This is a genomic window from Natronorubrum sp. A-ect3 (assembly GCF_041821125.1).
GTDB classification, from domain to species: Archaea; Halobacteriota; Halobacteria; order Halobacteriales; family Natrialbaceae; genus Natronorubrum; species Natronorubrum bangense.
In genome coordinates, this window is the sequence record NZ_JBGUBB010000009.1 from 56,547 (window position 1) to 80,595 (window position 24,049).

Sequence of the window (24,049 nt, forward strand, 5' to 3'; positions counted from 1 at the left end):
GGAGGATGTCAATGTGTTGTGCCGTCACCGTCCCGAACGTCGCGACCCGGCTCAGTGTCTACAGCTCGAGCGTGTAGACCGCCTCATCGTAGTTCTCGCCGTCGATTTCGACCTCGCCGGTGTCGGTCTGTTCGAAGCCCAGTCCTTCGTAGAAGTTGCGGCTGGTGTCGTTGAACGCGAAGTCGAACGACCGAATGCGATCGACATCGTAGGCCTCGAGTTGCTCGATCAGCCGTTCGTGGAGATCGCTGCCGACCCCCTCGCCCTGACAGTCCGGATCGACGTACATCCGGAGGATGTCGGCCGTCTCGCCCTGTGCGACGGCGTGGGTAAAGCCGACGATCTCATCGTCATGTTCGACGACGAGGACGACCGTGCCGGGTGCCTCGAGTGGCATCGAGTCGCTGGTGTACCAGTCGTCAACCGTGCGGTCGATCATGTCGGCCTCGAGTTCGTCGTACGTATCGTGCCACGTTTTGCGCGCGACGGCTTTGATCGCCTCGAAATCCTCGGCGTCCGCCGGTCGAATGTTCATATTAATGATTTGGAATAGCGGACATAAAGTGACTTCGGCTGTGGCATCGACTGCCAACGGCGCGGCTCGCGCGAAGATTACGTCTGGACATCGAAGCCGCGGTCGCGAAGCAAGTCAGGGACGCGATCGCGGTGGTCGCCCTGCAGTTCGATCCGGTTGTCGTCGACCGTGCCGCCCGTTCCGAGCGCCTGCTTCAGTGCCGAGGCCGTCGATTTGAGCTCCGATTGAGAGAGGTCGAACCCCTCGACGATCGTCACCGGCTTGTCGTACCGACGCCGCTCCATCCGGATCGACAGGCGCTGTTCGGCTGTCTCAAGGTCGCCCTGACTGTCGAGTTCGTCGAGCAGATCCTCGAGTTCGTCGTCTTCATTTGACATGAAACAACGTACGACGCCAACGAGAATAGTACTGTCCCTGCGGTGTGACGGCTACAGTCGCGACTTGATCGTCTCGGCTGTCCGCTCACCGACACCCGTGACGCTCTGTAAATCCTCGAGACTCGCCTCCCGGACGTTTTCGACGCTCCCGAATCGGCCCAACAGCCGCTTTCTCGTTTCGGGGCCAACGCCAGGGACGTCGTCTAAAACCGTCGTCACCTCGTCGCGGATCGTCTGGTGATACTGGACTGCAAAGCGATGGGCCTCGTCACGCACCCGCTGGAGCAGATGCAGGTGCGGTGCATCACTCGGCCATGAAAACTGGCGGTTAGGCGTGATAACTCGCTCTTCGGCTTTCGCCAGCGCGATCGCGGGCACGTCCCAGCCCACCTCGGCCAGCGCCTCGCGGGCGGCCTTGAGTTGGCCCTCGCCGCCGTCGATCACCAGCAGGTCGGGGTCAGGGCGATCGTCTCGCCCCTCGACGGCACGGCGGGCACGCCACTCGAGCAATGCGCGCATATTGTCGTAGTCGTCGTTCTGATCGGTCAACTTCTTCCGCCGGTAGTCGCTTTTCTCGGCGCTGCCCTCGACGAAGGTGACGTCGCTACCGACCGCCGCGGTGCCCTGGGCGTGGCTCACGTCGAATCCCTCGATCCGACGGGCCGACTCGAGTTCGAGGGCGTCGGCGAGCAGCCCACACTCGTCGCGGCCGCCGACGTTCCGCCGGGCGTTTTTGAGCGCTAACTCGACGAGTTTGGCCTCCCGTCCCGCGCCGGGCACCCGAACCGAGACGCCTTCGGCCTCGAGCCATGCTTCGACCTCATCGTCCCCGTGGCGTTCGGGCAACAGGAGTGCGTCGGGGAGGTCGCGTTCGGCGTAGTACTGGACAATGAAGGCGGCGAGAACGGCTGAAACGCCGCCATCAGCATCATCTCTCGCTCGAGCCGTGTCGGCGCTCGGTGCCTCGAGTGTGTGTCGGTCCCGGTCGACCAGTTTCCCGCGTTCGGCACGCAGTCGCGCGACGGTCGCGTCCTCGCCCTCGATGGCAACGCCGAGGACGTCGACGCTGCGCTCGTCGCCGACCGACTGGACCGCTTCGCCACCCGCGCCGTGGAACGCCTCGACGGTCTCGAGTCGGTCCCGACAGTTCGCCGCGCGCTCGAACTGCTGGTTCTGGGCGGCAGCCTCCATCTCCCGACGCAGTGGGTCCGCGAGGATTCCGGTCTCGCCCTCGAGGAAGCGCTTGACGGCAGTTACGTCTTCGGCGTAGCTCTCGAGGTCGATCTCTCGGGTACACGGGGCGGTACAGAGGCCCATCTCGTAGTCCAGACAGGGCCGATCACGGCCCGCGTACTTGTGGTCCGAACAGCCGCGGATGCCGTAGGTTTCCCGCAGTGCCTTCACCACAGTCTCGACCTGGCCTTTGTTCGTATACGGGCCGAAGACAGTCGCGGCTCCGTCGGCGTCGCGTTGTGCCTCACTATCCGGATCGCGAGTGATCTCGATCCGCGGGGCCTCGTGGGCCGTCAGCTGGACCATCGGATACGACTTGTCGTCTTTGAGCCGGACGTTGTACCGGGGCTGGTGGCGCTTGATCAGGTTCGCCTCGAGCAACAGCGCTTGGGTCTCGGTGTCGGTGACGGCAATCTCGATCCCATCGGCACGCTCGACCATGCGACGGATCCGCGCGCTGCGTGGGTCAGCATAGGACCGAACCCGACTCCGAAGGTCGACGGCTTTTCCGACATAGAGGGTCGTCTCCTCGGCCCGGAACTGGTAGACTCCCGGCTCACGTGGCAACGACCCGGCTCGCTCGCGAACCCTGTCGGCGTTCATCGGCGGCCCTAGGGCCGCGAGGACTTTCAGCCTGACTCCTCGACAGCGGCCGCGGTGTCGGCGGCGTCGGACGCCGGTTCGGGCCCGATCACGTCCTCGAGTGTTTCCGGCCGTCCGGCCTCGAGATCGGCGTCGGTAACCGGGACATGGATGTCGTCGTCACCGCTGATCCGGAGCACGAGCTGGCGTGAGCGAGACCTGACATAGCGGATGAAGATCACAGCGGCGACGAGCACCAGGGCGATACCGCCCGCGAGGAGGGAGAGATCGAACACGGTCAGCAGCGTTTCGACGACCGCGAGAGCGCTCGCAGCGATTCCCGAGAGACCGCCACCATCGAGAGCAACGCCACCGACGGCGGCGGCTAGGTTGGTCGTCGTCGCCACCAGCAGGAGACCGGTTCCGAACAACAGAACGATCGTCATCCAGAGCAACTGTCCCGGCGCGCTCTCGACGTCGACGGAGACGCGTGTGACGTTTGGCCGGTCGGCGTGGCGGTACTTCGATCCGTCGCCACCGTGTCGAAACACGAGAACTCGGTGGTTCGTGACGACGACTGTCGCGGCCTCGAGGGCGACGCGTTGCTGTTCCCGTTCGCCATCAAACAACAGTTCGTCGACGTTCTCGGTCCAAGAACCCCCCATCGTACTCGGTCGTTGTGACCAACCGGCAAGTAACTCGCGGCGGCCATCACTACCTGCGAACGCGAGACGGTACATTCTCGGTCGTCAATCCACAAGGGCCAGCCATGAGTGACTCGACGGTGCAGTGCTGGCTCGTCGAACGCGAGTTCGGCGACCGGGACTTCGTGACGATCGTCTATGCGACGCCCGACGGCTCGCGCTACCAGCAACGACAGCGCTCGTCGACGGCGCTGCGCACCGGTCCAAAGGTCACGGCAGCCACGGAAATTCCCGAGGACGACCTCGAGCCAGTAACCGACGAAGACATCCGAGAGCGCTACGCGACCGAGGTCGAACGGACCGCCGAACGATACGATCCGGACGACCCAATATAGGATTTGTTCATCCAATCCTGTTGGTATATTATCATGGCGAAGTAACAACTCTTATCGGTGAACGCCATGACCACACAGCTATGCCAGCTATCAGCGTCGATACGCTGACCAAATCCTATGGTCAGACGCTCGCGCTCTCAGACCTCTCTTTCGAGGTCGAGGAGGGCGAAGTGTTCGGCTTCCTTGGTCCCAACGGCGCCGGCAAGTCAACGACGATCAACGTGATCCTCGATTTCATCCGGCCCACTGCTGGACAAGTCACGGTGCTTGGGCTTGATACCCAGGCCCACAGCCGCGAGATCCGCTCGCGAACCGGTGTCCTCCCCGAAGGCGTCGAAACGTACGACCGGCTGACGGCCCGCCAACATCTCGAGTTCGCCATCGACTCGAAAGGGGCCGACGACGACCCCGAGGAACTGCTCGAGCGAGTCGGGCTTCTCGATGCAATCGACAAAAAAGCCGGCGGCTACTCGAAAGGGATGTCCCAGCGGCTCATGCTCGCGATGGCGCTCGTCGGCGAGCCCGAACTGCTGATTCTGGACGAGCCCTCCACCGGCCTCGACCCCAACGGCGCTCGCGAGATGCGCGAGATCGTCCGCGAGGAAAGCGCCCGCGGCGCAACGGTGTTTTTCTCGAGTCACATCATGGAACAGGTCGAAGCGGTCTGTGATCGGGTCGGCATTCTGCGCGACGGCGAGATGGTCGCCATCGACACCGTCGCCGGACTGCGCGACTCCGTCGACGGCGGGACGAGCCTCCGAGTCACGGTCGACCGGATCGACGACGACGCGCTCCAGGCAGTGCGCTCGCTTCCCGACGTCGGCGGCGCCACTGTCGAGGGACAGACCCCGCCAACGCTCGTCGTGCAGGTCGACGGCTCGAAAACGACCGTCCTCTCGACGCTCGAGGACCGAGGCATCGAGGTCCAGGATTTCTCGACGCGTGAGGCCACCCTCGAGGACGTCTTCCAGTCATACACGACGGATACCGGGACGGGGGTGGAAGCCCGATGAGCACTGACACGGCGACCGGGAGCTCGGGAACGACCTCGCCCTCGAGTTCGATCAATCTCGAGAGTGTCCGTGCGGTCGCAAGAAAGGACTTCCAGGATGCGGTCCGTTCGTGGATGTTCTGGGGACTGAGTCTCTTCTTTTTCGTGTTGCTGGTCGCGGTCACGGGGACGATCTCGTACTTCGGTGAGGATATCGCAGCGGAGGGTGCGACGACGGAAGCACTCGTCCTCTTTGTCAGCCAGATCACACGGCTCGTAATTCCGCTGATTGCGCTAATTTTGGGCTGGAAAGCGATCGCCGGCGAGCGTGAGACGGGCAGCATCAAGATCCTGCTCTCGCTGCCTCACTCCCGCAAGGACGTCCTGCTCGGAAAGCTGCTCGGCCGGTCGGCCGTGCTCTCGGTTTCGCTAGTCGTCGGCTTCGCGCTTGCCGCTATTATCGTCGCGGCGCTGCTCGGGAGTTTCGATATCGTCGACTACGTGAGCCTGCTCGTAATGGCGATCATCTACGGCCTTGCCTACACGAGCATCGCCGTCGCACTGTCGTCGATCACGCGGTCGACGACGATCGCCGGCGCAGCAATGTTCGGCGTCTTCATCCTGTTTTATATCGTCTGGAACGCGCTTCAGACCGTCTTCCAGATCCTGATGAACCGCGGCACGATCGACGGTGTGAGCTACACACAGGAGGTCGCCGGACCAGATGGAACGGCACAGCAGATGACGATGGAGCGACTCCCCGACTGGGCGTTGTTCATCGATATGATCGATCCAGGCAACGCCTTCCAGAACGCGATCACGGTCCTCAGTTCGACCGGTGGAAACGAACTCGGAACGTCCTACCCGGACGTCTGGTTCGCTAACGGCGTGCCGTTCTACCTCGAGAACTGGTTCTCCTTCGTCATCTTGCTGCTCTGGATCGTCGTCCCGATGGCCATCGCGCTCTACCGCTTCGACCGCGTCGACCTCTGATCGAGATCCGTCGCGCTGTCACTGCGATTCCAGTGTCCGTTTCGTTTCATCGCCAGTCCGTGTTTCTCGTCATCACCCACGACAGTGTCCATCAATACCGACGACACTCCGTGAGAACGGGCCGGTCGTTTAGGTTGAAGCCGGTTGTACTCGAGGCAATGACCGACTGCATCTTTTACGGCGGCAAAGGCGGCGTCGGGAAAACGACCTGTGCGGCGGCCACCGGCGTTCGACTCGCCGACACTGGCCAGAAGACGCTCGTCGTTTCGACTGACCCGGCTCACTCGCTCTCGGATTCGCTCGAGGTCGACCTCGGAAGCGAGCCACAACGACTCGAGGGCGGCGGCGAGAGCGAGTCGGGCGGGCTGTGGGCCGTCGAAGTCGATCCCGAGACACAGCAAGAACGGTACGAAAAGCTGGCCCAAGCGTTAGCCAAAGATCTCCGCAGCGCCGGCATCAGACTCGGAGACGAGGAAGTCGAGCGAATCTTCGCCTCGGGTGCGCCGGCCGGCAGCGACGAACTCGCGGCGTTGGATCTACTCGTCGAGTACGTCGATAGTGAGGTGTGGGACATCGTCGTCTTCGACACCGCCCCGACGGGGCACACGCTCCGGCTGTTCGACATGCCGGAGGCGATCGGGCCGGCACTCGAGACGCTCCAGTCACTTCGCGGGCAGGCCCAGCGGATCGGCACCGCGGCCAAGTCGGCAGTGTTTGGGCCGATGTCGATGATGACCGGCCGCAGCGACGACGAAGAGGAAAGCCTCGAGGCGTTTCAGGCTCGCCTCGAGCGCGCTCGGGAGCTGCTCGTCGATCCCGAGCGCACCGAGTTTCGCGTCGTGCTCATCCCCGAGAAGATGGCCATCGCCGAATCCGAACGCCTCGTCGAGACGCTTCGTCAAAACGGCGTTCGCGTCGACCAACTCGTCGTCAACCAGGTGCTCGAGGACCCCGACGACGACTGTTCGCGCTGCCAGTCCCGATACGAGCGCCACGAGAAACGGCTCACGGAGATCCACAACACGTTTCCCGACCTCGAGGTCGTCACACTCCCCGAACGTGAGGGCGAAGTGCAGGGACTCGAGGCAGTGGGGGCGATCGCCGCCGAACTCCCGGCGTAGGGGGTCGGCGATCGCTCGCAGCGTCGGTCACGTGTGTTCGTCTCACGCTTTCTTTCCGCAAATCGCGTAGGCTAAGTATCCACCCCCACTTCCACCGGAAGTGGTGAGACTGCCGTCAATGCGCTGGCGATACCGAGACACCGTCCTCGCGCTGTGTACGCTTGCGTTCTTCGTCACGATGGTGGGACGGCTGGCGATCAGCCCCGTGCTTCCCGAGATCGTCGAGACGTTTTCCGTCTCGAACGCAGTCGTCGGGCTCTCACTGTCTGGAATGTGGCTTGCATACGGTCTTGCCCAGTATCCCAGTGGCGTTCTCGCGGATCGGTACGGCGAGCGGCTGGTCATCCTTGTCGCCGTCGGCGGATCGGCACTGGCCGCATTGGCCGTGTCGGTCGCGCCCGTGTTCGGGTTGTTTTTCGTCTCGACGATCCTGCTCGGTGCGGTCGCAGGCCTTCATTACAGCGTCGCGACGACGTTGCTCGCCCGAACCTACGACAACGTCGGCACCGCGGTCGGTGTCCACAACTCCGGGGCGACAGTCGCCGGTCTCCTCACGCCCGTCGTCGTCGCGTGGATCGCGGTTCGATTCGGGTGGCGACTCGCAGTCGCCGTCATCGCGTTAGTCGGGATTCCGTCGGCAGTGCTGTTCGCCTGGAAGGTCCGGCCGACCGAGCCCCGCCGTCCGGAGACGCCGCTTCGAGATCGCTTCCAGCTCGGGCCGATCAGCGAGCTGCTCAGCCGGCCACCGATCGCGTTCACGCTTGTCATCGCCATCGTCGGCGAGTTCGCCTGGCAGGGAACCGCCTCGTTCCTGCCGACGTTTCTCATCGAACACCGCGACCTCTCGACAACGCTTGCGGGCGTGTTCTTCTCGGTGTACTTCGTCGTCCAGGGCGTTGCCCAGATCGGCGTCGGGGCCGTCTCCGATCGAATCGGCCGGGACCGCGCGCTCGCCGGCTGTATGCTCGCCGGCGTCGTCGGATTCGGACTCCTCGTCACGGCAGCCGGGCTCCCGTCGATTATCATTGGCGTCACACTCGTTGGAATCGCCATGAGCTTCGGCTCGGCACTCATGCCCAGGTTCTTACGCGAGCTCTCGGCTGAGGAGCAAAACGCCGGCTTCGGCCTCGTTCGCACCGTCTACATGATCGTCGCCTCGCTTGGCTCCGTGGTCGTCGGACTGCTCGCGGATTTGTTCGGCTGGACTGTTGCCTTCGGCTTTCTCGCGGCGTCGCTGGCCGCCATCGTGCTCGCCCTTGCCATCAACTCGGCGTTCAAACTTGGGTACTGACCTCGAGGACCGGGCCGGCTGACTCAGCCGAACTTACTCAAGGTCGATGCCCTGCTCTTCGAGCAACTCGCGAAACTCGTCTTCGTCGATAATCGGCACGTCGTTCGCCTCGGCGTCGTCGCGTTTCGTCTGGCCAGGGTTCTCGCCGACGACGAGATAATCGGTGTTTCCCGAGACGCTACCCGTTGCATTCGCTCCGTGGGCTTCGACGATGTCCTGGGCCTCGCCCCGAGTGATGCCCTCGAGCGAGCCCGTAAAAACGACGGTGAGTCCCTCGAGGGCGTCGCCGCCGTGCTCGAGGTCGGATTCCTGTGGGGAGACATGCTCGAGCAGGTCGTCGACGGCCGCGGCGTTGGCCTCGCTCGCGAAGAAGTCGTGGATCTGCTGGGCGACGGTCTCGCCGACGTCGTCGACGCCCTCGAGTCGTTCGGGGTCGGTTTTGGCGGCCTCGCGGACCGACTCGAATGTGGCGAACTCGCGGGCAAGTTCGCGAGCCGTCGTCGGGCCGACGTGAGGGATCCCCAGCGCGGAAAGGAAGTCGGCGAGTGGGGGCTCGCGGCTGGCCTCAATCTCCGAGAAGAGGTTCTCGGCGCTGGTCTCACCCCAGCCCTCGAGTTCCGTGAGCTCGTCGCGCTCGAGGGCGTAGAGATCCGCGACGGACTCGAGCAGGCCCGCATCCACGAGTTGGCGGACGCTTTTCTCGCCGAGCCCCTCGAGATCGAGGCCGTCGTCGCTCGCGTAGTACTCGATCGAGCGCCGAAGCTGGGCGTCACACGCCAGTCCGCCGGTACAGAACGCCATCGGCCCGTCGCGTTCGATGGCGCTGTCACAGACGGGACAGTGCTCGGGGAGTTCGTAGTGGCCCTCGCTGCCTTTCTCGATGACCTCCTCGACGTAGGGGATGACGTCGCCGGCCCGCTGGACACGGACGGTGTCGCCGACGTTGACGTTCTTTTCGGCGATCTCTTCGGGATTGTGGAGGCTGGCCCGCGAGACGGTGACGCCGCCGACATCGACCGGCTCGAGCAAGGCCACGGGCGTCACTCGACCCGTCCGGCCGATCTGGACCGCCACGTCGGCGATCGGTGTCACCTCCGCGCGGGCGGGGAACTTGTAGGCGTACGCGTAGCGGTCGTGGCGAGCGGTCCGACCCAGCTCTTCGCGAGCCTCGCGGTCGTCGACCTTGATCACGGTGCCGTCGATCTCGTAGTTCAGGTCGTCACGGATCTCGAGCATGCGGTCACGGTAGTCGATCGCACCCTCGATCGAGTCGACCACTTCGACGCGGTCGTTGACTCGCAGGCCGAACTCGGGAAAGCGCTCGAGTTCCTCGCGATGGCTGTCTGCTAACTCGCTTGCCTCGAGCACATCGAAAAAGAAGACCTCGAGCGGGCGGTCGGCGACGACAGCGGGATCGAGCTGGCGGATCGTCCCCGCCGTGGCGTTGCGCGGGTTCGCAAAGGGCTCCTCGCCACGTTCGATCCGTTCGCGATTGTGGGCCTGAAAGGCGTCTTTCGGCATGTAGACCTCACCGCGAACCGCGAGGAAATCGGGGTAGTCGCCGTGAAGTCGCTGGGGCACCGAACCGATCGTCCGAGCGTTGGCTGTTACGTCGTCGCCCTCGCGGCCGTCGCCGCGGGTGACGGCGCGCTCGAGCGAGCCGTCTTCGTAGATGAACGCCATCGAGACACCGTCGAATTTGGGCTCGCAGACGTAGTCGACGGGACCGACCTCGCGGTGAACGCGATCGGCAAACTCCCGGACGTCGTCGGCCTCGCCGCTCGCGTCGATCGAGAGCATCGGCGCGACGTGTTCGACCGTTTCAAACGACTCGAGTGGTTCGCCACCGATGCTTCTGGTAGGGCTGTCGGGGTGGGAGAGGTCGAAGGCGTCCTCGAGGTCCTGCAGCCGCGTAAAGAGCGCGTCGTAGGTTCGATCGGCGATGATGGGGTCGTTCTCGACGTAGTATCGGCGGTCGTGTTCGCGGATGGCCGCGCGGAGGTGTTCGACCTGTTCGCGAGCTTCTTCCTCGGAGAGCTCCTCGAGCGGCTCGAACTCGGTCGGCGGAGTCCGGAGATACGGGTTGTCTTCGTCCACAGTCGCGTCGCCAGCGGGCATTCGTGCTCGAGGATTACGTTGCCGGCCCGTTAACAGTATTGCAGTCGTCCGAGCCGTGTGACAGCTTTCCCCTCATCCCCACGGGCTGTCACCGAGTTCGGCCCGAACCATCGGCCCGACGGCAACGCGACAGTCGGCTCTCGCCATGGCGATACACAGCAGGACGTAGCCGTCCGCTCGCTCGCGCTCCGTCAAAGCCTCGGGCTGGCGTCGGTAGTCGAACGCCGCGGCGGCGTTGGTCGGGGATGACGCTTCGACGTCGGAATCGTCATCCTCGATCGAGCTGAGTCGGCCCACACAGGCCGTACAGGTCCCCTTTCGGCAGTCATAGGGCAACCGAACCCCCTCCCGCAGGGCCGCCTCGAGCACCGTCTCCCGAGGCTCGACCGTCACGGTATCGTGTCGGCCGTCTGGCCACTCGAGTGTCACGTCATGGGCCGTCATCATCCGGCCCTCGTTCGCAGTTGTTCGTACAGGAGCGTCACATCTGGTTCTAGGACGGACAGCGAGAAAAGGCTGTGCGCGCCGCTCACTTCCAGGGGTTGTCGGTCAGTTCGGACTGCACCTGCGAGCCGACGGCGATCCGACAGGCCGTCTCGGGCGTCGCGATACACAAAAGCACGTACCCGTTGTCGCGGTGTCGAGGTTTCAACGCCCGCGGCTCGCGTCGGTACGCGAACGCGTCCGTGACGTCGAACTCATCCTCGGCTGTGTCCGCGTCGACACTCGCCGTCCCGTCGACCGCGAGCAGTCGCCCAACACAGGTTCCACACGCGCCGGTTCGACAGCCGTACGGCAACGGCGCGTCCGCTTGTCGGGCCGCCTCAAGCACCGTCTCGCGCTCATCGATGTCGATCGTCCGCGTCGGGCCGGCGATCCACTCAAGGGTGACATCGTAGCTTACCATTCGGAGCTACTGCCAGACGTCGCTCGTACAGTCGCCGTCGGGCCACCTGATCTCGTGGGCGCGGGCCGGCCCTGCCGGGCACTCGCCCCAGTCGACGAGGAAGTCTTCGTCCAACTCGAGCGTGCCGTTTCGCGGGTCGACGTCGGCTTTCAGCATCACCGAACCGCGCTCGCCTTCCTCGGGATAGAACTGCTCATCCCACGTGGAAAACAGCGAGGTGGTCCAGTAGAGGCGCTCGCCGTCGAGCGAGAGTTGGAGCATCTGCGGGCCGGCACTCAGTTCGCGGCCCTGGACTTCCTGGATCTCGCCGAAGTGGCCGCCGACTGAAAGCGAGTCGGCCCGGCGTGGGTTCGCGGGATCCGAGATGTCGTACATCCAGAGCTCGCCGTGGAGCCAGTTGGAACCGAACAGATACCGGTCGTCCATCGAGATCAGGATGTCAGTCGTCAGGCCCGGGACCGGCATATCCCAGTCGGGGTGCTCGCGGGCCTCGAAGTCGATCACCTTCTCTGCGCGGTACTCGCCTGCATCCGAATCATACCAGAAGTGGAACATATTCGAGGAGAGTGCAGTTCCCACGAACCCATGGGTCGATTCGGGGGTGTGGAGAAACCGCACCTCGAGCGGAATCTGCCCTTCCTCGCCGAGGTCGATCGTCTGCTCGACGGTGCCGTGCTCCCAGTCCCAGAAGTGGATTTGCTGCCCGTAGTTGCCCGCCTCGACGTCCTCGAGGTCGAACCCAGGGTAGTACGTCTTCGGGGCGGCCCACTCGGTCGAGACCATCACGTTCTGGCGCGGCTGGTACCAGTAGTCGTAGTTCATTTCGATCTCGCCCGGTGGCTCCCATCGGCCCTCGATCTCGAACTCGTCGTTGAGTTCGAGAAAGCCACCCGGCAACTCGCCGTCGACGTCCCCGAGCATGCTGATCAGGATTTGACCGTCCGGCACGCAGTGGACCGTATGCGGTGCCGAGAGGTCGTACTCGAAGACGTCCTCGGGTTCGATCACCTCGACCAGTTCGGGATTTCGCCGGTCTTTCGTGTCGATCACGTGGATTCGCGACGAGCGCTGTCCGGGAACGATCAGATGTCTTCGCTCGAGACCCTCGACGTGACACGATGAGGAACAGGCATTCCACCCGAAATGATGGAGTTCGTCGCCGCGGTTTGGCATCTCGACGCGGTCGATGATCTCGCAGTACGTCTCCGAGTCGGGATCGAGGTCGACGACGGCGACGAAATCGGGTTCGTCGATGTCGGTGCCGGTGTAGAGACTCATCACATAGGCGAGTTCCTCTCGGCCGCCCTCTTCGATCGCGGCCTGGGGCGACACATAGCCGGGGCCACCGTGGTGTTCGTGGTCGTGATCGTGGTCCGTTCCCGTTCCCGAACCACTTGTGTTAGCATCACTCATGAGTTGTCCTACCACGAACTTGCAGATAAGTCTAACAGGAGGCGTACTCGTTCGGGCCAGTCAGTTCGAGCGACAGTCCGGCCTCATCTCACACCTGATACGGACTGCTGTAGTCACTGACCGCCGATAACCGCTCCCGTCTCTGGTGATCGGTACAGCAGACCGTATGAAACGAAATGCAAGCCAAAGCCGTCGTGCGATGGGTCTGCGCTGTCGCACAGCGGCCACGACAGTGCTGACAGTTCGACAGTCGATCACGGCTAAACAATACCCAGTACTTTACTCGCCCGAGTCCGTACGACGGGGTAGATGGGACAGGGAACAGAGTTCGGGTTGGTCGACCTCGAGGACGTCGAGACGCCGGGCGACGAATGGGAGGAGATCGACGTTTCAGAGACCGAGGCCGACCGGATCGCCCGCAAGCGCGATCGGAAGTTCGAGCAGTTCGAGGAGCGGATCAAAGACGCAGACCAGTTCAAAGTCGAACAATCGGTGTTCGACGATGCGACACTGGCGGCGCTGTACAAGCTCGTCCAGGACGGCTACGTCGAGGCCTTCGGCGGCCCGCTCTCGACGGGCAAAGAGGCCAACGTCTATCTCGCGCAGGGAGATGACCGCGAGGTCGCCGTCAAGATCTACCGGATCAACGCCTCGAACTTCCGGCAGATGCGCGATTATCTCGAGGGCGACCCCCGTTTCGAAGGATTAGGCGGGAAGAAAAAAGACGTCGTGCTCGCCTGGACGAAAAAAGAGTTGGCGAACTTAGAGCGGGCGAAAGCGGCTGGTGTCCGTGTGCCGGAACCGATCGCCACCGAACGCAACGTGCTGGTCATGGAGTACATCGGCACCGAGGACGGCCGGGCGAAACGCCTCGGCGAAGTCCACATCGAGAACCCCCAGACGGCCTACGAGGTCATGCGTGAGTATATGCGCCGGCTCTACTCGGCCGGGCTGATCCACGGCGACCTCAGTGAGTACAACGTCGTCTTCGATGCACGCGAGGGCCAACTCGTGATCATCGACCTCGGCCAGGCCGTGACGGTCCACCACCCCAACAGCCGCGAGTTCTTAGAGCGCGACTGCCGAAACGTGGCGAGTTTCTTCTCACGACAAGGACTCGAGGTCAGCGAAGATGACCTCCTCGAGTTCGTTACGGACCCGGAGCCGGATCCGTCTCGTAGCTGAGGGCTGCCCGTCCGAAGCCACCACGCCCGAACGGCTTAGTGGCTTGCCACCGCGAGCCATGGTATGCAGATCGGGATCATTTCAGATACCCACGACAACGTCGCGGCAATCGAACGCGCAGTCGAGATTTTTGACGAAGAGGGCGTCGAGGTCGTCGTTCACTGTGGCGACTTCATCGCGCCGTTGATGATCCAGTACTTCGACGCGTTCGAACTCCACGGGGTGCTCGGAAACAACGACGGTGACGCTGCAACGCTCCAGTCGGCGTTCAACGCGCTGGGGGGCGAAAGCGAACTGCACGGCCGATTCGCAAGCCTCGAGTTCGACGGGCTCTCGTTTGCCGTCCTCCACGGCGAGTCCAAAGCGGAGGTCGAGGCGATCACAGCTGGCGAGACGTTCGATTTCGTCTGTTACGGCCACCACCACGAGCGAGAGCTGTCGGAAGACGGCCGGACGACGGTTCTCAACCCCGGTGCGCACGTCCTTCCGGGTTCTGCGGCCGACCAAACGGTCGCGATCGTGGAGACGCGTTCGGAGGCGGTGCGATTCCGCTCGGTCGAATCGTAGCCGGTCCCGCAAGCGAGACGGACTGCTGGCGTCACGTCCTGCCGATCACCGACCGGCGCTGGTGATCGGGACAGCAGACCGTACGTCGCCGTGGCGGTGTGTGTCCGTCACTCGCAGGGGTTTCGGTTCGGACCAAGGTCTTAACCTCGCCCAGCCAGTATCGTGGATATATGCAACACGTGAAGATTCCGCAGGACCGTATTGGCGTTCTTATCGGCGAAGGAGGCGAGACGATGCGCGAAATCGAGGCGGAAGCTGAGGTTCGACTCGACATCGATTCCGAGAACGGCTCCGTCGCCATCGACAGCGTTGGCGACCCCGTGCGCGGCCTCAAGGCCCCTGATATCGTTCGTGCGATCGGTCGTGGCTTCGCGCCCGAAGCGGCACTGCGACTGCTCGAGGACGAGATGATGATGTTCGACCTCGTCGACATCGATGCCGCTGCACGAAACAAAAACGACATGAAACGCAAGAAAGGCCGACTCATCGGCGAGGGCGGTCGCACGCGCGAACTCATGGAAGAACTGACGGGTGCTGACGTCGTCATCTACGGCTCGACACTCGGTACGATCGGCACGCCACAGCAGGTCGATATCGTCCGCACCGCAGCCGAGATGATCCTCGATGGCGCCCCACACGGCACTGTCTACTCGTTCCTCGAGGACAAACACAACGAGATGAAACACAAAGGGATGGAGTACCACCGGTTCCCCGGCGGCCAGTCCTGATCGAACACCGACCGAACTCGCACACCTCACTCGACGCAGTACGCTCTTTTCTCGGGCAGTTGACGGCGTGTCTGAACGTAGACTCGTTCTCGATTGGTCGTCGGAAATGCATCGAGTGGTGACAGGAGTCGGCCGGACACTGGACAACTCCTTTCATGCTCACCGTCCTCTCGATCGCGTTCGCTTCGATCGTGCTCTACCTGCTGCGCCCCGCTCCCGAACGATCGCGGGGGATCACGGAGTACATCCCCGAGTCCGAACTGCTCGAGACCAGCACCGACGGCGGTGACCTGAAAGCCGATGCCGAGGAGTCGACGCGCTCAACCTCAACGTCGTCAACTTCGCGTTCCTGATGGCCGGTATCGAGATCAAAGCCCGCGAGATGTTCGGCTACGCCATCGCTATGCTGGTGTTGCTCATCCCGTTCCTCGCGGTCATGCTCTACGTCGTGCCGTACTAACTCGACACACCTGACCACCGGCACTGATTCGGACGAGTTCGCCGGTTCCACGATATTCACATCGCTCGACCAACGATATCGATCGATCTCTCGCAATGAATCGTCCCTACTACGGCTGGATCGTCGTCATCGCCTGTTTTCTCGGGTCGTTCGTCGTTTTCGGCCTCTCCTACTCCTTCGGCGTCTTTCTCGAGCAGATGGCGACTGATTTCGAGCGCTCTCGTGGCGTGACGACGATCGCCTTCGGCGTGCAGACACTGCTGCTCTACGTTGGCGCGGTTCTCGTCGGCGTCTTCGTCGATCGACTCGGCACGCGGCGAATGCTCGCCATCGGGACGGTCGTGCTCTGTCTCGGCTTGCTCTGGACCAGTGTGGCGACGACGTGGCTCACGGTCGTCCTCGCCTATGGTGTCGTCACGGGGATCGGGATGAGCATCGTCTACGTCGTGGCGTACGCGACAGTGCCGCGCTGGTTCGACCGACGTGCAGGGTTTGCCGGCGGCGTCGCCTCTGCCGGTCTCGGTGCGGGGATGCTCGTCGTCGCGCCGGCGGCGACCGCGCTCATCGAGCGTGTCGGCTGGCGTTCGTCGTTTCTCGTGTTAGCCGGCGTCGTCGCCGCCCTGTTGCTCGTCGCGACGCTGCTGATCAGAGACGAACCCACGACGGAGCCGATTCCAGCCGGGGAGTTCGCCGAGCCTCGAGCGCTCGAGGCGAGGACGAACGGCGGTCGAGAGGACGGCAGTGAGCAGCCATCTCTGAGAGAGCAGTTCGTCGACATCTACGCCGTGGCGCGGTCGCCATCGTTCGGGCTGGTCTTCGTCGGCTGGATACTGGTCTACACGACGATGTACATCGTCTTCGTCCACCTCGTCGTCTACGCCTCCGATATCGGACTCTCTCGAGCCGCCGGCGCAACCGCACTCGCAGTTATCGGTGGTGCAAACGCAGTCGGCCGAGTGGGGATCGGCTACGTGTCGGATTACGTCGGTCGCGTTCGCGTCTTCGCCGGCTGTTCGATACTGATGGGCGTATCGACGCTCACCTTGCCGGCGATCGAGACGACGACCGCGCTCATCGCGTTCGCGCTCGTGTTCGGTCTCGCCTACGGCGGGAACGGCGCGCTGCTCGCACCGCTGACCAGTGATCTGTTCGGTCGGGAGAACTTGAACGCGGTGTTCGGACTTGTTTCGGGGGCCTTTGCCCTCTCCGGGCTCACTGCGCCGTTTCTCGCTGGTGTCGGATACGACGTGCTCGGAACGTACACCCCCGCGTTCGCCAGCGCCGGGCTGGCCGCCATCGTCGGTGCCGCGGCGATCATCGCCGCCAAGCGACTCGAGGGGGCGTAAGGCGGCCATCTCCGGTAGTGGCGGAACGTCGCCTCGAGCGAGTTGCTCGCCGCCGATTTGCGTCGCGGGAGGAACGGAGAATAATATAAATACCAGGCGAAGCGCTCGGGTGGAACGACCGGAGTGGGGCCTCGTACAGTGATTTGACCCGACAATTCTCGAAAGGCTTATATAGAATCACAAACAATCCTTCGCTTGACTATGGCACAACAGCAGATGGGCAACCAGCCCCTTATCGTTCTCTCGGAGGACAGCCAGCGGACATCCGGCAAAGACGCACAATCGATGAACGTACAGGCCGGCAAGGCCGTCGCCGAGTCCGTACGGACCACGCTCGGTCCAAAGGGGATGGACAAGATGCTCGTCGATTCGACGGGCAACGTCATCGTCACGAACGACGGTGTCACCCTGCTCTCGGAGATGGAGATCGATCACCCCGCAGCCGACATGATCGTCGAAGTCGCCGAGACCCAGGAGGACGAAGTCGGCGACGGTACCACCAGCGCCGTCGTTATTTCGGGCGAACTGCTCAGCCAGGCCGAGGACCTCTTAGAGCAGGACATCCACGCGACCACGCTCGCACAGGGGTATCGACAGGCCGCCGAAGAGGCCACCGAGGCCCTCGAGGATATCGCCATCGACGTCGAAGCCGACGATGACGAGGTCCTCCAGCAGATCGCCGCCACCGCGATGACTGGCAAAGGCGCAGAGAGCGCCCGCGACCTGCTCGCCCAGCTGGTCGTCGATGCCGTCCAGTCGGTCGCTGACGACGAAGGTGTCGACACGGACAACATCAAAGTCGAGAAGGTCGTCGGCGGCTCGATCGAGAACTCTGAGCTCGTCGAAGGCGTCATCGTCGACAAAGAGCGCGTCTCCGACAGCATGCCGTACTTCGCCGAGGACGCGAACGTCGCGATCGTCGACGGCGCCCTCGAGATCAAAGAGACCGAGATCGACGCCGAGGTCAACGTCACCGACCCAGACCAGCTCGAGCAGTTCCTCGAACAGGAAGAGGCCCAGCTGCGCGAGATGGCCGAACAGGTCGCCGACGTCGGCGCTGACGTCGTCTTCGTCGACGGCGGCATCGACGACATGGCCCAGCACTACCTCGCACAGGAAGGCATCATCGCCGTCCGCCGCGTCAAATCCAGCGACCAGGGACAGCTCGCCCGCGCAACCGGCGCGACGCCCGTCTCGAGCGTCGACGATCTGACCGAGGACGACCTCGGCTTCGCCGGCAGTGTCGCCCAGAAGGAGATCGCTGGCGACCAGCGCATCTTCGTCGAGGACGTCGAGGACGCAAAGGCTGTCACCCTCATCCTCCGCGGTGGCACCGAGCACGTCATCGACGAGGTCGACCGTGCGATCGAAGACTCCCTTGGCGTCGTCCGCACGACGCTCGAGGACGGCAAGGTCGTCGCCGGCGGCGGCGCACCCGAAGTCGAGCTCTCGCTTGCACTGCGTGACTACGCCGACTCCGTCGGTGGCCGCGAGCAGCTCGCCGTCGAGGCCTTTGCAGACGCCCTCGAGGTCATCCCACGCACCCTCGCAGAGAACGCTGGACTCGACCCCATCGACTCGCTGGTCGAACTGCGCGCCGACCACGACGGTGGCGAGACCACGTCCGGTCTCGACGCCTACACCGGCGACACGATCGACATGGCCGAGGAAGGCGTCTACGAGCCGCTTCGCGTGAAGACCCAGGCTATCGAATCCGCCACGGAAGCCGCAGTCATGCTGCTCCGTATCGACGACGTCATCGCCGCCGGCGACCTCGCAGTTGCTGACGACGACGATGACGAAGAGATGCCACCAGGCGGTGGCATGGGCGGCGGCATGGGCGGTATGGGCGGCGGCATGGGCGGCATGATGTAAGCGAGGTCCGAAGGATCTCAACGAGTCGAGCGGGCACTTCGTTCCGTTCCCCGCTCGCCGAACCCAAGGCGCCTCTCTGCTCCCCTGTGGGTCGGCCACCCGGCCCTCACGGTGGGAGCCCCGTACTATCGCTCGAGCGTCAATCGAGTCGACCCACGTTACGGTTCGATGTCGCTGCCGACGTGAGTCCGCTCCTGCACTCGAGTCACCGACCGCGGCGACCGATCATTTTGTTCGTGATTCGACACGCTTCGAGTGCCATCGTTCTACACACGTGGAGGCATCGCTGTCGAAAGTGATGATATTCGATCCATCTAAGTAGTCGCTCGCAATATTCGCCACCATGCAGACGCTTCTCTTGGACAGCAGTGATGTTGACGAACACGCCGCGCTTGCAGACGTCATCGACGCGGTCGAACAGGCCTTCGGGGCGTTCGAACGCGGTGACACACAGATGCCCGCGAAATCCTATATCGATCTGCCCCAATACAACGGCGATTTCCGGTCGATGCCAGCGTATTTAGCGACCGACGAGTGGGACGCGGCCGGGCTGAAGTGGGTCAACGTCCACCCGGACAACCCCGCCGAGTACGACCTGCCGACCGTGCTGGGAACGATGATTTACTCCGACCCGGAGACCGCGTTCCCGCTGGCCATCATGGACGGAACGATGCTCACGATGAAACGCACCGGCGCAGCGGCAGCCGTCGCCACCGACTATCTGGCCGTTGCGGACGCCACGACGCTCGGCATCGTCGGCGCAGGCGTCCAGTCGTACACCCAACTCGAGGCGATCAGTGAGATCCGACCGATCGAAGAGGTCGTCGTCGCTGACCTCGACGAGGACCGCATCGAGCGATTCATCGAGGCGTTCGGCGACGAATTCGACGTCCGCGCCGGCTCGATTTCGGAGGCTGGCCACTGCGACGTGCTTTCGACGGTGACGCCGGTCGAAGACCCGATCGTCGGCCTCGAGGACGTTGGCGACCACACCCACGTCAACGCCATCGGTGCCGACGCAGAGGGGAAACACGAACTCGCCGACGAGTTGCTGCAAGCAGCACGGATCGTCATCGACGACCACGAGCAGTGTACTCACTCCGGCGAGATCAACGTCCCCTACCACGAGGGCGTGTTGACCGACGACGACATCCACGGCGAGATCGGCGAACTCGTCGTTGGCACGAAAGACAGCCGGACAGCCGACACCGGTGTCACGGTCTTCGATTCGACTGGACTCGCGATTCAAGACGTCGCCGCGGCCCACGTCGTCTACGAGAACGCCCGCGCCGATGGCGACGGCTATGACTTCGGCCTGATCGATACCGACCGGTAGACGCGTCGTTGCGGACCCACCGGTCGAAAAACGAACACGAGGGTGGGTCAGTCGTCCGCGTCGGACACGCACGGCTGGTCGGTCTCGCGTCCAATCGCCGTCTCAGTTCGAACAGGAGCGACGACGACGCTCACAGCCGTCGGGGAATCGACCCCGTCATCGAGAGTTCACTGCAGTAGTATGCGACCGGGTCAGCCGTTGGCTCCGGGAGTTCGTGTGCCTCGAGCATAGAATTGTCGTGGATCGTGACCTCGGCGGGCTGCAACGGCCAGCGCTCGTGGGCGATTTCGCCGGACAGAACACCCCGGCGTTCGGCGGCATAAAAGCGCCGTCGTTCGGTGAGCCAGTGAGCGAGCGTCCCCGGTTCTGGCCTGAATACGTCACCGTTGGGACGGTACGTCGCCGAAAACCGCGCAGGCGGTCGATCGACATGAAAGCGTGGTCGAGCGCCAGCCCCGGTCTGTCCTCGCGTACTCGAGAACGAGACAGTCTCGCCGTCGGTGCTGACCCGCATGTGGGCGTGATAGACCGGCAACCGGGTTGTACGACCGACTGCGGCGGCGATCAGCGGGCTTCCGACGTCGATACTGAAAAAGAACAGGCCGGGATCGCCGCGATAGCGGACGTACGTCCGGACGTTGAGTTCGGCGACCGCCGTTCGGAGGGCCGGTGGCGTTCCACGGATGCCGACGTTCGTGAGCACGAACGGGAGTACGCTCACCCAGGCGTCGCCGTTTCGCGTCTCGAGTGTCAACTGCTCAGGAACGTGCGATCGAAGCGCGTCGGGGTCGACCGGCCAGTTGATGAACAGGCCGTCGCGCCACGTCATCGACGCGACGTGGGGTGCCATCGGCGACGAGCCGTCGCCAAACGTCCAGCGAAACGGGTCCGTGCGCGTGCGCGTTCGTGTCCGTCTCCGTGTCTGTCGGGTGTGCTGATCAGTCATCCGTGAGCGCCAGCCACGTGGCCGTATCAGACGACACGATGGACAGCAGTATAAATCAGACAGTCGCCTGTCAGAACCGATGGTAGTTTCGTCAGCACGCACCCGAACAGTCGAAAACTCAGCAGTCGACCAGCGGACCGGACCGCTGGTACTCGTGACCGCAGAATATCTTAGTCGTCGATCTCGATCGCCGGACGGCCGGGTTCGGCGTTTTTGAGGACACTGTCATCGACGGCGTCGGCACGAACGACCGACACTGGTGCGTCGAACTCGCGTTCGATCAGCCACGCGGCTGACTCGAGGGCGTCGTGTTCGTCGTCAGGGTCGAGCGTCATCGACAGCGCTTCGCGTTCGGCCTGCAGATCCTGCCCGTAGCTGGCGGCGGCGTCGCCCTGTTCACGGATATGTGACTCGCCCATGAGCTCGCCGATCAGGTTGGGAGCGTCGCTCTCGATGGCGATCTCGAGCGCGTCGTACTTCCAGTCGGGAGCGATGACGACGTCGATCGCCTTCGGGTCGTCGATGCCGGCGACGTCGATGATCTGACGAACGTCCTCGCGCGTGTTCTCGACCAGCTGACGGCGTTTCGCGACGTAATCGTAATCGACGTCGGCGGTCGGCCACTCGGCGTCGACGACGAAGCCATCGTTGCCGAGTGCGTCGTGAAGCTCCTCGGCCAGATGTGGGGCGACGGGGGCGAGCAGTCGAACGACGGCCGACAGCCCACGTTCGTAGGTGTCGGCGTGGGGCTCGGTGGAGTCCGCATACTGGCGCAGCGTCCGCACCAGATCCTGCGTTTCCCGCAGTGCCCGGTTGAACGTCAGCTCGTCGTACTCCTCGGTGGCGATCGCGACCGTGGCGTCGATCTCGCTGGCGACGTAGCTGGCGACCGCGTCATCGTCGCCGTCAGGTTCGTTCGCGGTGTACTCCTCGACCATTTCCCGCAGTCGGGTGAGGAAAGCGTACGTCGAGCGAACGCCTTCTTCACTCCAGTCGAAGTCCCGCTCGGGCTGGGCGGCCTGCATCATAAACAGCCGCGCGGTGTCCGCGCCGTACTCCTCGACGATCCGCTGAGGTGAGACGACGTTGCCCTTCGACTTGGACATCTTCTCGCCCTCGAGTTGGACCATTCCCTGTGCGAGCAGGTTCGTGAACGGCTCGCGGTGCTCGAGTCCTTCGTTGTCGGCGAGGACCTTGGTGAAGAAACGCGAGTACAGCAGGTGCATCACGGCGTGTTCGATGCCGCCGACGTACTGGTCGACGGGCATCCAGTCGTTGGCCTGCTCGAGGTCGAACGGGACGTTCTCGCGGTCGGGAGAGATATAGCGCAGGAAGTACCACGAGGAGTCGACGAACGTGTCCATCGTGTCGGTCTCGCGGGTCGCCTCGCCACCACACTCGGGACAGGTTGTCTGTTTCCACTCCTCGGCAGCCTCGAGCGGGTTCTTCGTCGTGTTGATAAACTCGGGCAACTCGACCGGCAGCTCCTCATCGGGGACCGTGACGGCGCCACAGTCGTCACAGTGGACGACCGGGATCGGGGTTCCCCAGTAGCGCTGGCGGGAGATCCCCCAGTCGCGAAGCTGGTACTGGGTGGCCTCCTCGGCGCTCTCGATGTCTTCGGTCAGGCGCTCGCGGGCGGTCTCGCTGTCGAGGCCGCTGTACTCGCCGGAGTTGACGAGCACGCCGTCGTCGGTGAACGCTGCTTCGCTGACGTCAGGTGCGTCGGGAACCGTCTCGCCGTCCCAGTCGTCGGGTGTCGGGGCGATAACGGGCTCGATATCGACACCCATCTTCTCGGCGAAGGCGTGGTCGCGGTCGTCGTGGCCAGGGACGGCCATCAACGCGCCCGTCCCGACATCCGAGAGGACGAAGTCGGCGACGTAGACGGGAATCTCCTCGCCGGTGACGGGATTCGTCGCGGTCAGTCCTGTCTCGACGCCGTTCGGTTCGTCGCCGTCGGGGTCTGCCTCGTGCTCGATGAACTGCCACACATCGTCGTCTTCCTCGGCGAGTTCCTCGCTGATCGGGTGATCTGGCGCGAGTGCGAAGAACGTCGCCCCGAAGATCGTGTCGACCCGGGTCGTGAAGGCCTCGACCGAGCCGTAGCCGTCGAGCGTGAACTCCAGTTCGGTCCCATACTGGCGACCGATCCAGTTGCGCTGCATCTGACGCACCGAGTTCGGCCATCCTTCCAGATCGTCAATGTCCTCGAGCAACTCGTCTGCGTACTCGGTGATCTTCAGGAACCACTGCTCGAGTTCGCGCGTCTCGACGGGGGTGTCACAGCGCCAGCAGAGTTCGTCGTCGCCTTCGACCTGTTCGTCGGCCAGGACGGTCTCACACTCGGGACACCAGTTGACTTCGGCGTCGCGGCGCTCGACGAGATCCTCCTCGTGGAACCGGGAGAAGAGCCACTGGTTCCACTTGTAGTACTCAGGCGTACAGGTCGCGATTTCGCGATCCCAGTCGTAGCCAAAGCCCATCGACTCCATCTGGTCACGCATCGTATCGATGCAGTCAAACGTCCAGTCACGCGGGTTCGTATCGCGTTCTTTGGCGGCGTTTTCGGCTGGGAGGCCGAACGCGTCCCACCCCATCGGGTGAAGCACCTCATCGCCAGTCATCCGACGGTAGCGAGCGTAGGCGTCCGTAATCGTATAGTTTCGGACGTGGCCCATGTGGAGTTTGCCCGACGGGTACGGGTACATTCCGAGCACGTACGTCGGATCGTCGACGTCGTCGGGCGTCCGATAGGCGTCTTCGTCGTCCCACGCCGCCTGCCAGCGTCGTTCGACCGCTGCATGGTCGTATCCCGTCTCACTCATTGCTGTGTAGACATCCGAACTCGCTCCTTATAATGACTGCGAGGCGACTATCGCCGCCGCAGACGGATCGACACGGTGTGCACAACAGCACAGAGAAGGCCACGGAAGCGAACTACGACAGGATGGGTCCGAACGTCTACAACCCGGACAAAATACACAGAGAGGCGCTGTACCGCCG

General features: G+C 63.5%; 22 protein-coding genes. 12 read left to right on the forward strand and 10 right to left on the reverse strand.

Going from position 1 to position 24,049, the window contains the following annotated elements:
• Positions 1–58: 58 nt before the first annotated feature.
• The 4 genes from ACERJA_RS18000 to ACERJA_RS18015 all read right to left on the reverse strand — a co-directional run bounded on the left by ACERJA_RS18000 (position 59) and on the right by ACERJA_RS18015 (position 3,467).
• Entirely contained in the window at positions 59–535 is a 477-nt protein-coding gene (locus ACERJA_RS18000) for an N-acetyltransferase family protein (RefSeq protein WP_373609607.1), read from the reverse strand.
• 77 nt (positions 536–612) lie between these two features.
• Positions 613–912: a translation initiation factor gene (locus ACERJA_RS18005; RefSeq protein ID WP_373609608.1), complete on the reverse strand. Its 300-nt coding sequence runs from the start codon at positions 910–912 to the stop codon at positions 613–615.
• A 51-nt stretch (positions 913–963) separates the two neighbouring features.
• The gene (locus ACERJA_RS18010) at positions 964–2,748 is read right to left on the reverse strand and encodes an excinuclease ABC subunit C (RefSeq protein ID WP_373609609.1); all 1,785 of its coding nucleotides are present in this window, start codon (positions 2,746–2,748) and stop codon (positions 964–966) included.
• A gap of 26 nt (positions 2,749–2,774) precedes the next feature.
• Positions 2,775–3,467: a hypothetical protein gene (locus tag ACERJA_RS18015; RefSeq protein WP_373609610.1), complete on the reverse strand. Its 693-nt coding sequence runs from the start codon at positions 3,465–3,467 to the stop codon at positions 2,775–2,777.
• 29 nt (positions 3,468–3,496) lie between these two features.
• Between ACERJA_RS18015 and ACERJA_RS18020 the strand changes: the two genes are divergently transcribed.
• From ACERJA_RS18020 to ACERJA_RS18040, 5 genes are all read left to right on the forward strand, one after another.
• Positions 3,497–3,766 carry a hypothetical protein gene (locus ACERJA_RS18020; protein ID WP_373609611.1) on the forward strand — a complete coding sequence of 90 codons (270 nt, stop codon included), beginning with the start codon at positions 3,497–3,499 and terminating at the stop codon, positions 3,764–3,766.
• 80 nt (positions 3,767–3,846) lie between these two features.
• Positions 3,847–4,779, forward strand: a complete 933-nt coding sequence (locus tag ACERJA_RS18025; RefSeq protein ID WP_373609612.1) for an ABC transporter ATP-binding protein — start codon at positions 3,847–3,849, stop codon at positions 4,777–4,779.
• The gene (locus ACERJA_RS18030; RefSeq protein WP_373609613.1) at positions 4,776–5,750 is read left to right on the forward strand and encodes an ABC transporter permease; all 975 of its coding nucleotides are present in this window, start codon (positions 4,776–4,778) and stop codon (positions 5,748–5,750) included. Before ACERJA_RS18025 ends, ACERJA_RS18030 begins: the two co-directional genes overlap by 4 nt.
• A gap of 158 nt (positions 5,751–5,908) precedes the next feature.
• Positions 5,909–6,871, forward strand: a complete 963-nt coding sequence (locus ACERJA_RS18035; RefSeq protein WP_373609614.1) for an ArsA family ATPase — start codon at positions 5,909–5,911, stop codon at positions 6,869–6,871.
• 118 nt (positions 6,872–6,989) lie between these two features.
• On the forward strand, positions 6,990–8,162 hold the full coding sequence (locus ACERJA_RS18040; RefSeq protein ID WP_373609615.1) for an MFS transporter: 1,173 nt from the start codon (positions 6,990–6,992) through the stop codon (positions 8,160–8,162).
• 33 nt (positions 8,163–8,195) lie between these two features.
• Here the strand turns inward: ACERJA_RS18040 and ligA are convergent, their stop codons facing one another.
• The 4 genes from ligA to ACERJA_RS18060 all read right to left on the reverse strand — a co-directional run bounded on the left by ligA (position 8,196) and on the right by ACERJA_RS18060 (position 12,600).
• Positions 8,196–10,280 (reverse strand): NAD-dependent DNA ligase LigA, encoded by a 2,085-nt coding sequence (ligA, locus tag ACERJA_RS18045; RefSeq protein WP_373609616.1) that lies wholly within the window; start codon positions 10,278–10,280, stop codon positions 8,196–8,198.
• Between the two features lie 72 nt (positions 10,281–10,352).
• On the reverse strand, positions 10,353–10,724 hold the full coding sequence (locus ACERJA_RS18050; protein WP_373609617.1) for a 2Fe-2S iron-sulfur cluster-binding protein: 372 nt from the start codon (positions 10,722–10,724) through the stop codon (positions 10,353–10,355).
• A gap of 85 nt (positions 10,725–10,809) precedes the next feature.
• On the reverse strand, positions 10,810–11,187 hold the full coding sequence (locus ACERJA_RS18055; protein WP_373609618.1) for a 2Fe-2S iron-sulfur cluster-binding protein: 378 nt from the start codon (positions 11,185–11,187) through the stop codon (positions 10,810–10,812).
• Between the two features lie 6 nt (positions 11,188–11,193).
• On the reverse strand, positions 11,194–12,600 hold the full coding sequence (locus tag ACERJA_RS18060; protein WP_373609619.1) for a selenium-binding protein SBP56-related protein: 1,407 nt from the start codon (positions 12,598–12,600) through the stop codon (positions 11,194–11,196).
• Between the two features lie 309 nt (positions 12,601–12,909).
• Between ACERJA_RS18060 and rio1 the strand changes: the two genes are divergently transcribed.
• The 7 genes from rio1 to ACERJA_RS18095 all read left to right on the forward strand — a co-directional run bounded on the left by rio1 (position 12,910) and on the right by ACERJA_RS18095 (position 20,097).
• Positions 12,910–13,785 carry a serine/threonine-protein kinase Rio1 gene (gene rio1 / locus ACERJA_RS18065; RefSeq protein ID WP_006065240.1) on the forward strand — a complete coding sequence of 292 codons (876 nt, stop codon included), beginning with the start codon at positions 12,910–12,912 and terminating at the stop codon, positions 13,783–13,785.
• Positions 13,786–13,848: 63 nt separating this feature from the next.
• The gene (locus tag ACERJA_RS18070; RefSeq protein ID WP_373609620.1) at positions 13,849–14,352 is read left to right on the forward strand and encodes a metallophosphoesterase; all 504 of its coding nucleotides are present in this window, start codon (positions 13,849–13,851) and stop codon (positions 14,350–14,352) included.
• A gap of 170 nt (positions 14,353–14,522) precedes the next feature.
• Positions 14,523–15,080, forward strand: a complete 558-nt coding sequence (locus ACERJA_RS18075) for a pre-rRNA-processing protein PNO1 (RefSeq protein ID WP_006065242.1) — start codon at positions 14,523–14,525, stop codon at positions 15,078–15,080.
• A 155-nt stretch (positions 15,081–15,235) separates the two neighbouring features.
• On the forward strand, positions 15,236–15,433 hold the full coding sequence (locus ACERJA_RS18080; RefSeq protein WP_373609621.1) for a hypothetical protein: 198 nt from the start codon (positions 15,236–15,238) through the stop codon (positions 15,431–15,433).
• Positions 15,434–15,635: 202 nt separating this feature from the next.
• A complete protein-coding gene (locus ACERJA_RS18085; protein WP_373609622.1) occupies positions 15,636–16,886 on the forward strand; it encodes an MFS transporter in 1,251 nt (416 codons plus the stop codon).
• 216 nt (positions 16,887–17,102) lie between these two features.
• Positions 17,103–18,761: a thermosome subunit alpha gene (thsA, locus tag ACERJA_RS18090; protein WP_373609653.1), complete on the forward strand. Its 1,659-nt coding sequence runs from the start codon at positions 17,103–17,105 to the stop codon at positions 18,759–18,761.
• A gap of 343 nt (positions 18,762–19,104) precedes the next feature.
• Positions 19,105–20,097, forward strand: a complete 993-nt coding sequence (locus ACERJA_RS18095; RefSeq protein ID WP_373609623.1) for an ornithine cyclodeaminase family protein — start codon at positions 19,105–19,107, stop codon at positions 20,095–20,097.
• 130 nt (positions 20,098–20,227) lie between these two features.
• On the opposite strand, the gene ACERJA_RS18100 is transcribed toward ACERJA_RS18095, so the two are convergent.
• Both ACERJA_RS18100 and leuS read right to left on the reverse strand, forming a co-directional pair.
• Positions 20,228–21,043, reverse strand: coding sequence for a YqjF family protein (locus ACERJA_RS18100; protein WP_373609624.1), 816 nt, complete (start codon positions 21,041–21,043; stop codon positions 20,228–20,230).
• 170 nt (positions 21,044–21,213) lie between these two features.
• On the reverse strand, positions 21,214–23,871 hold the full coding sequence (leuS, locus tag ACERJA_RS18105) for a leucine--tRNA ligase (protein WP_373609625.1): 2,658 nt from the start codon (positions 23,869–23,871) through the stop codon (positions 21,214–21,216).
• Positions 23,872–24,049: the final 178 nt, after the last annotated feature.

Excerpts from the sequence above, each read along its gene's own strand:
- ACERJA_RS18000 (WP_373609607.1), bottom strand. The coding sequence starts at position 535 with ATGAACATTCGACCGGCGGACGCCGAGGATTTCGAGGCGATCAAAGCC.
- ACERJA_RS18005 (WP_373609608.1), bottom strand. The coding sequence starts at position 912 with ATGTCAAATGAAGACGACGAACTCGAGGATCTGCTCGACGAACTCGAC.
- ACERJA_RS18010 (WP_373609609.1), bottom strand. The coding sequence starts at position 2,748 with ATGAACGCCGACAGGGTTCGCGAGCGAGCCGGGTCGTTGCCACGTGAG.
- ACERJA_RS18015 (WP_373609610.1), bottom strand. The coding sequence starts at position 3,467 with ATGTACCGTCTCGCGTTCGCAGGTAGTGATGGCCGCCGCGAGTTACTT.
- ACERJA_RS18020 (WP_373609611.1), top strand. The coding sequence starts at position 3,497 with ATGAGTGACTCGACGGTGCAGTGCTGGCTCGTCGAACGCGAGTTCGGC.
- ACERJA_RS18025 (WP_373609612.1), top strand. The coding sequence starts at position 3,847 with ATGCCAGCTATCAGCGTCGATACGCTGACCAAATCCTATGGTCAGACG.
- ACERJA_RS18030 (WP_373609613.1), top strand. The coding sequence starts at position 4,776 with ATGAGCACTGACACGGCGACCGGGAGCTCGGGAACGACCTCGCCCTCG.
- ACERJA_RS18035 (WP_373609614.1), top strand. The coding sequence starts at position 5,909 with ATGACCGACTGCATCTTTTACGGCGGCAAAGGCGGCGTCGGGAAAACG.
- ACERJA_RS18040 (WP_373609615.1), top strand. The coding sequence starts at position 6,990 with ATGCGCTGGCGATACCGAGACACCGTCCTCGCGCTGTGTACGCTTGCG.
- ligA (WP_373609616.1), bottom strand. The coding sequence starts at position 10,280 with ATGCCCGCTGGCGACGCGACTGTGGACGAAGACAACCCGTATCTCCGG.
- ACERJA_RS18050 (WP_373609617.1), bottom strand. The coding sequence starts at position 10,724 with ATGACGGCCCATGACGTGACACTCGAGTGGCCAGACGGCCGACACGAT.
- ACERJA_RS18055 (WP_373609618.1), bottom strand. The coding sequence starts at position 11,187 with ATGGTAAGCTACGATGTCACCCTTGAGTGGATCGCCGGCCCGACGCGG.
- ACERJA_RS18060 (WP_373609619.1), bottom strand. The coding sequence starts at position 12,600 with ATGAGTGATGCTAACACAAGTGGTTCGGGAACGGGAACGGACCACGAT.
- rio1 (WP_006065240.1), top strand. The coding sequence starts at position 12,910 with ATGGGACAGGGAACAGAGTTCGGGTTGGTCGACCTCGAGGACGTCGAG.
- ACERJA_RS18070 (WP_373609620.1), top strand. The coding sequence starts at position 13,849 with ATGCAGATCGGGATCATTTCAGATACCCACGACAACGTCGCGGCAATC.
- ACERJA_RS18075 (WP_006065242.1), top strand. The coding sequence starts at position 14,523 with ATGCAACACGTGAAGATTCCGCAGGACCGTATTGGCGTTCTTATCGGC.
- ACERJA_RS18080 (WP_373609621.1), top strand. The coding sequence starts at position 15,236 with ATGCTCACCGTCCTCTCGATCGCGTTCGCTTCGATCGTGCTCTACCTG.
- ACERJA_RS18085 (WP_373609622.1), top strand. The coding sequence starts at position 15,636 with ATGAATCGTCCCTACTACGGCTGGATCGTCGTCATCGCCTGTTTTCTC.
- thsA (WP_373609653.1), top strand. The coding sequence starts at position 17,103 with ATGGGCAACCAGCCCCTTATCGTTCTCTCGGAGGACAGCCAGCGGACA.
- ACERJA_RS18095 (WP_373609623.1), top strand. The coding sequence starts at position 19,105 with ATGCAGACGCTTCTCTTGGACAGCAGTGATGTTGACGAACACGCCGCG.
- ACERJA_RS18100 (WP_373609624.1), bottom strand. The coding sequence starts at position 21,043 with ATGACTGATCAGCACACCCGACAGACACGGAGACGGACACGAACGCGC.
- leuS (WP_373609625.1), bottom strand. The coding sequence starts at position 23,871 with ATGAGTGAGACGGGATACGACCATGCAGCGGTCGAACGACGCTGGCAG.